A 6,681-nucleotide genomic window follows, 5' to 3' on the forward strand; every position below is an offset into this window, starting at 1 on the left:
ACATCAACAAGCACGCCGCGAACCGGTTCCGCCGCTCGCGGCGTGCTTGCCCTGGTCATCACAAAGAACGGAATTTTCATGCCTTCAAGCGACGATAACGAGCGTGTGATCAGCGCGGACGGTGAATTTCACGCGCACGACGAACCGGTGGATTTGTCCGACACCACTTTGGAGGGCTGGGTCGCGCTTGGGATCTTCTGGGTTCTGGGTGTGACTGTGTTCTACCAGTTTTTCACGCGTTATGCGCTCAATAACTCGGCGGCCTGGACCGAGGAAATTGCCCGTTTCCTGCTGATTGGTGTGGTCTTCATCGGCGCATCCATCGGTGTGGCCCGCAACACCCACATTCATGTTGATTTTATCTACCGCTTCCTTCCCCCGGTGGTCGGCCGCTGGCTGTCGACGGCTGTTGACGTGCTGCGCACGCTGTTTTTCGCTGTCGCCGTGGTGCTAACTTGCATGATGATGTACCGGCTTGGCAACAGCACGCGAATGACCATGGTCGACCTGCCGATGAATGTGATCTATGCCGTCTGTCTGGTCGGCTTTATCGCCATGACATGGCGCTCGATGCAAGTGCTGCTCATCCACCGTCGCCGCGGCTACAGCGTGCTCGAACGGCCAGAAACCACCCTACAGGACCGCTGAGCGCATCATGCTGAAAATCATATTTCTATTTCTGATGAGCGGCGGCCTGCCGGTTGCTATCGCGATGGCGGGCTCGGTGATCATCTACACGCTTTGGACTGGCAGCATTCCGGCCTTTGTCGTTATCCATCGCATGATCAGCGGCATCGACAGTTTCCCTCTGCTGGCCGTACCCTTTTTCATTCTGGCTGGTAACCTGATGAACAACGCTGGCATCACCAACCGCATCTTCAGTTTGGCACTGGCGCTGGTGGGCTGGCTCAAGGGTGGCCTGGGCCACGTCAATATCATGGCCTCAGTGATCTTTTCCGGCATGAGCGGCACCGCCATTGCCGATGCTGCCGGGCTGGGCACCATCGAGATCAAGGCCATGAAGGAGCAGGGCTATTCCAGCGAATTCGCGGCCGGCGTCACTGCGGCATCGGCAACGCTCGGTCCCATCATTCCCCCCAGCTTGCCTTTCGTGATTTACGCGATGCTGGCCAATGTCTCGGTGGGCAGCCTGTTTCTGGCGGGTATCGTCCCCGGGCTGTTGCTGGCGCTGCTCATGATGGGTGCAGTGAGCTACTTTGCCTGGCGCAACGGCTGGGGCGGCGACGTCAAGTTCAACGCCGGTCGCTTTGGCAAGGCAGTATCCGAATTTGCCATTGTCATTGGCTGGCCGGTTGTCGTCTGGCTGTTGGTCCAGGCCGGTGCCCCGCCCCGCATCACGGTCTTTGCCGGATTGTTTTTGCTGTTTGCTGCCGACCGCTTTTTCCGCTTCCATGCCGTGCTTCCCATCATGACCCCGGTGCTACTGGTTGGCGGCATGACGACCGGCCTCTTTACGCCCACAGAGGGCGCCATCGCGGCTTGCCTGTGGGCCATGGTGCTGGGCTTCTTCTGGTACCGCACGCTGTCCTTCAAGGTCTTCACCAAGGTATGTCTTGAGACGGTGGAAACCACGGCAACCGTGCTTTTCATCGTGGCTGCTTCGTCCATCTTTGCCTGGATGCTCACGGCCACTGGCGTGACCGCAGCCATTGCCTCCTGGGTGCTGGGCTTTACCCATGAGGCCTGGTCATTTTTACTGCTGGCGAACCTGCTGATGCTGTTTGTCGGTTGCTTTCTGGAGCCCACCGCAGCCATCACCATTTTGGTCCCCATCTTGTTGCCCATCGCACAGCAATTGGGCATCGACCCAATCCACTTCGGTTTGGTCATGGTGCTGAACCTGATGATCGGACTGCTGACGCCACCCGTTGGACTGGTATTGTTTATCATGGCCCGGATCACTGGCATGAGTGTCGAGCGCACTACGGTGGCCATCTTGCCATGGTTCCTGCCGCTGCTCCTCAGTCTGGCCATCATCACCTATTTCCCTGCGCTCTTCTTGTGGTTGCCCAGGATGTTTTATTGACACTACCCGTTTGCCCTGAACCTGTTGAAGAATGCGCCACAACTTCGAATGCGGCTTCGACGAGTTCAGACTAAACGGACCAGGAGACTTTTGCTCATGAATCCCACCATTCGGCTCCACCCGCAAGACGATGTCCTGATTGCCCGCACCCAGCTGGTCAGTGGCAGCTCGGCTGATGGCATCGTCATTAAGGGCCTGATCCCAGCCGGCCACAAAATTGCCACCCATGCCATCGCAGCGGGCGAGCCGGTGCGGCGATACAACCAGATCATCGGCTTTGCTTCCCGGCCAATAGCACCCGGCGAGCACATCCACACGCACAACCTGGACATGGGCCCGAACAAGGGCGACTTCGAACGCGACTACGCCTTTGGCGCCGACCTCAAGCCCGAACCAGCGCGGCGTGAAGCCACGTTCATGGGCATCAAGCGCGCCGACGGCCGCGTCGCCACGCGCAACTACATCGGCATCCTGTCGAGTGTGAACTGCTCGGCGACGGCGGCGCGTGCAATTGCCGACCATTTTTCGCGCCAAAACAACCCGGCTGCGCTGGCCGCATTTCCCAAGGTGGACGGTGTGGTGGCGCTGACTCACGGCACCGGCTGCGGCATGGACAGCGACGGCTTGGGGCTGCAGATTTTGCAGCGCACCTTGGCCGGCTATGCGACCCACGCCAACTTCGCCGCCGTGCTGGTGGTGGGGCTGGGCTGCGAGTCCAATCAGATCAATGCCTGGCTGGCCAACAGCAGTCTGCGCGAAGGCGACACACTGCGCGCGTTCAGCATTCAGGACACCGGTGGCACGGCCAAAACCGTTGCCAAGGGCATTGCGCTGGTCAAGGACATGCTGCCCCAGGCCAACGCGGTCCAGCGCGAGCCCTGCAGCGCCGCGCACATCACCATCGGCCTGCAATGCGGCGGCTCGGACGGCTACTCCGGCATCAGTGCCAACCCGGCGCTGGGCGCGGCAGTCGACTTGCTGGTGGCGCACGGCGGCTCGGCCATCCTGAGCGAAACCCCGGAGATTTATGGCGCCGAACACCTGCTGACGCGCCGCGCCGTGAAGCGCGAAGTCGGTGAAAAGCTGATCGAGCGCATCAAGTGGTGGGAGCATTACACCCATGCCAACGACGGCGAGATGAACAACAACCCCTCGCCAGGCAACAAAGCCGGTGGGCTGACCACCATCCTGGAAAAATCGCTGGGTGCTGTCGCCAAAGGCGGCACCAGCAACCTGCAGGCGGTCTACGAATATGCGCAAGCCGTGAAGGCTCACGGCTTGGTCTACATGGACACGCCCGGCTACGACCCCGTCAGCGCCACCGGCCAGGTCGCCGGCGGCGCCAACCTGATTTGCTTCACGACCGGGCGCGGCTCGGCCTACGGCTGCGCGCCTTCGCCCTCGCTCAAACTGTCGACCAACTCGGCGCTGTGGCGCAAGCAGGAAGACGACATGGACCTCAATTGCGGCGAGATCATCGACGGTAGTCGCACGGTGGCCGAGATGGGGCAGCGCATTTTCGAACTTGTCTTGGCCACTGCTTCAGGGGCCAAAAGCAAAAGCGAATTGCACGGCTACGGACAAAACGAGTTTGTACCCTGGCAAGTCGGCGCAGTCATGTAATTTTATGAAAAAAACACGTCAAGCCCCCGAATTACGGGCACAAGTAGCTACTGTTTTAGCAGCATCAGGCAGTTCCCCCGAAGAGGCCGCAAGCGTCGCGGCCAACCTGGTGCTGGCCAACCTGAGCGGCCACGACTCTCATGGCGTGGGCATGCTGCCGCGTTACGTGGAGGCGGTGCTCGAGGGCGGCCTCAAACCGAACACCAGCGTGCAGGTCGTTCTCGACACCGGTTCGCTGCTGACGCTGAACGGGCAGCGCGGTTATGGCCAGATCGTCGGCGAACAGGCGATGGGCCTCGGCATCACTCGCGCCCAAACCCATGGCAGCTGCATCGTGACGCTGGCCAATGCGCACCACCTGGGCCGCATCGGGCACTTTGCCGAAATGGCGGTGGCGCAGGGCCTGGTGTCCCTGCATTTCGTCAACGTGCAGGCGCGCCCCGTGGTGGCGCCTTTTGGCGGCGCCGACGGACGCTACGGCACCAACCCGTGCTGCATTGGCGTGCCGCTCAAGGGGCGCGAACCTTTTGTGCTGGACTTCGCCACCAGCCGTGTGGCGCAGGGCAAGATGCGTGTCGCGCACAACGAAGGCCGACGCGTCGAGCCCGGCACCCTGATTGACGAACACGGCCTGCCCACCACCGACCCGGGTGTCGTGGTGGTGCCCCAGAGCCATGGTCTGTTTGGTGCGCTGCTGGCTTTTGGCGAACACAAAGGTTACGGCCTGGCGGTAGCCTGCGAACTGCTGGGCGGCGCTCTGACCGGAAGCGGCACCTGGCACCAGTCGTCCAACCCGGATGTGCGGGCCATCGTCAACGGCATGCTGACCATCCTGATCGACCCGGCCAAGCTGGGCACCCAGGCCACTTTTGAGCAAGAAGCACTGGCTTTCATCGACTGGCTCCAGGCCGGGCCGGTCGCACCCGGTTTTGACGCCGTGCAGATTGCCGGCGACCCGGAGCGGGCCTACCGCCAGCAACGCCAAACCGAGGGCATCGCAGTGGATTCCCAGACCTGGCAAGAGATTGTCGCGGCCGGCCACAAGGTCGGCGTCACGTTGCCAGACTGAATTGAACACCCAGTCCTTGCCGGCTTTGACCGCACGCGGCATTGACGTGCCACGCTACGCGCGCGACGGCCCAGTCGGCGTTGTGCACCTCGGGCTGGGGGCCTTCCACCGCGCCCACCAGGGCCTGGTATTTGACGCTCTGTTGCGGCGTGGCGATGGGCGCTGGGGCGTGCTCGGTGTCGCGATGCGCAGCACGGCGCTGGCCGACACATTGGCCGCGCAGGACGGCTTCTACGCAGTGCAGGTCGCCAGCAGTGCCGGTGTGCATTGGCAGGTGAGCGGCGCGCTCTGGCAAACCTGCGTGGCCGCACGCGAGCCCTCCAAAGTGGTGCAGGCACTGGCCGCGCCCACGACCCGCTGGGTCACACTCACCGTCACCGAAAAAGGCTACGGGCCGGCGCTGGCCGCACTGCTGGTGCAAGGACTGGCAGCGCGCCATGCGGTGGGCCTGCACGGGCTGACACTCGCCTCCTGCGACAACCTGGCGCATAACGGTCGCCAGTTGCAGGCGCTGTGCGTCGAGGCGGCGCTGGCCCAGAGCCCGGCGCTGGGGCATTGGATCGCCACCACCTGTGCATTCCCCAGCAGCATGGTCGACCGCATCGTCCCCGCCGCCAGCGCAGACCGTCTGGCGGCGGCAGCGCAGGCGCTGGGTGTGACAGACCAGGCCGCCCTCGGTACCGAGGCGTTTTGGGAATGGGTGATCGAACGCCGCTTTGTCGACACCGTCGACGGTGATGCGCTGGCCGCCGTGGGCGTCACGGTGGTGGACGATGTCGGCCCGTTTGAAGAAGCCAAGCTGCGTCTGCTCAACGGCAGCCACACGGCCATGGCCTGCATCGGTGCCGTAGCGGGTTTGCCCGTGATCAGCGAGTGCATCGCCCAACCCGCCGTCCGCCAGTTCGTCCATGGGCTGATGACGGCGGAGGTGGGTCCGCAGCTCAGCCGTCCGGATTGGGCCAGCTACCGCGATGCGCTGCTCGCCCGCTTTGCCAACCCCACGCTGCAGCACAGCGTGCACCAGATCGCCACCGACAGTTCGCAAAAAATCCCACAGCGCTGGCCGCCCTCGGTACTCGGGGCACGGCGCACCGGGCAATCCGTGGAGCGACTGGCGTTTGCCGCCGCGGCCTGGATGCGTTACCTGCGCGGCAGCGACGAGCAAGGGAAAGCCTACATCATTCACGACCCCATGGCAGAGCAGCTGCATGCACTGGCGCTGGCCCATGCAGACAACCCCAGGGCGACGGTGCAGGCCTTGGGCACGTTGACCACGATTTGGGGCGATGCCTTGCCACAGGATGCGTGCTGGTTGGCCCGCGTCAGCCATTGGCTGGACCAGATCGCACAGCGCGGCATCCTGGCCGCCCTGGCACAGCTCAACGACGCTGCGTCACTCGCCCGCGCTTGACCATCGGGCAACCGCCGCGGCCACAATCGCCTCGGGCGGACTCGCGACATCAAAGATTTGCGCATTTTCTTCCGGCTCCGGCACTTCGAGCGTGGCCAGCTGACTGACCAGCAACGACGCAGGCATGTAATGGCCGGTCCGCGCGGCCATGCGGGCTGCCAGCAAGTCGTGGTCGCCATGCAGGTACAGAAGGTGCAGGTCGGGTGCACCTTGGCGCAGAATGTCACGGTAGGCGCGTTTGAGCGCCGAGCACGACAGCACCAGTCCCGTGCCCGCCAAGCGCGCTGCTCCAATACGCTCGGCCAGCGTTTGCAGCCAGCCCGCACGGTCCGCGTCGCTCAAAGCCACACCGGCGGCCATCCGAGCCACGTTGGCTGCCGAATGCAAGGTGTCGCCTTCGAGAAACTCCAGGCCCAGGGCGGCGGCCAATTGGACGCCCACCGTGCTTTTGCCGCAGCCACTGACACCCATGACAACAAAAATATTGGAACGCATCACAGTCACCTTTTCTCCTATGCACAAGCGCTCAAT

The 6,681-nt window shown here is 63.1% G+C and carries 6 protein-coding genes; 5 read left to right on the plus strand and 1 reads right to left on the minus strand.

All coding sequences use genetic code 11. The features are described 5' to 3' along the window. Positions 1 to 78 precede the first annotated feature (78 nt). The 5 genes from GZ093_RS15365 to GZ093_RS15385 all read left to right on the plus strand — a co-directional run bounded on the left by GZ093_RS15365 (position 79) and on the right by GZ093_RS15385 (position 6,150). Complete coding sequence (locus tag GZ093_RS15365) at positions 79 to 648, plus strand: TRAP transporter small permease (protein WP_296487427.1); 570 nt, start codon at positions 79 to 81, stop codon at positions 646 to 648. A 7-nt stretch (positions 649 to 655) separates the two neighbouring features. Then, entirely contained in the window at positions 656 to 2,047 is a 1,392-nt protein-coding gene (locus GZ093_RS15370) for a TRAP transporter large permease (RefSeq protein ID WP_296487430.1), read from the plus strand. 96 nt (positions 2,048 to 2,143) lie between these two features. Then, complete coding sequence (locus GZ093_RS15375; protein WP_296487435.1) at positions 2,144 to 3,670, plus strand: altronate dehydratase family protein; 1,527 nt, start codon at positions 2,144 to 2,146, stop codon at positions 3,668 to 3,670. 4 nt (positions 3,671 to 3,674) lie between these two features. After that, positions 3,675 to 4,739, plus strand: coding sequence for a malate/lactate/ureidoglycolate dehydrogenase (locus tag GZ093_RS15380; protein ID WP_296487437.1), 1,065 nt, complete (start codon positions 3,675 to 3,677; stop codon positions 4,737 to 4,739). 1 nt (position 4,740) lies between these two features. Then, positions 4,741 to 6,150 (plus strand): mannitol dehydrogenase family protein, encoded by a 1,410-nt coding sequence (locus tag GZ093_RS15385; protein ID WP_296487440.1) that lies wholly within the window; start codon positions 4,741 to 4,743, stop codon positions 6,148 to 6,150. Here the strand turns inward: GZ093_RS15385 and GZ093_RS15390 are convergent. Further along, positions 6,133 to 6,645 (minus strand): gluconokinase, encoded by a 513-nt coding sequence (locus GZ093_RS15390; RefSeq protein WP_296487444.1) that lies wholly within the window; start codon positions 6,643 to 6,645, stop codon positions 6,133 to 6,135. The two genes, GZ093_RS15385 and GZ093_RS15390, sit on opposite strands and share 18 nt — an antisense overlap. Positions 6,646 to 6,681 lie beyond the last annotated feature (36 nt).

Origin of the sequence: Rhodoferax sp., assembly GCF_010365055.1 — a bacterium.
In the GTDB taxonomy this organism is placed as follows: Bacteria; Pseudomonadota; Gammaproteobacteria; order Burkholderiales; family Burkholderiaceae_C; genus Rhodoferax.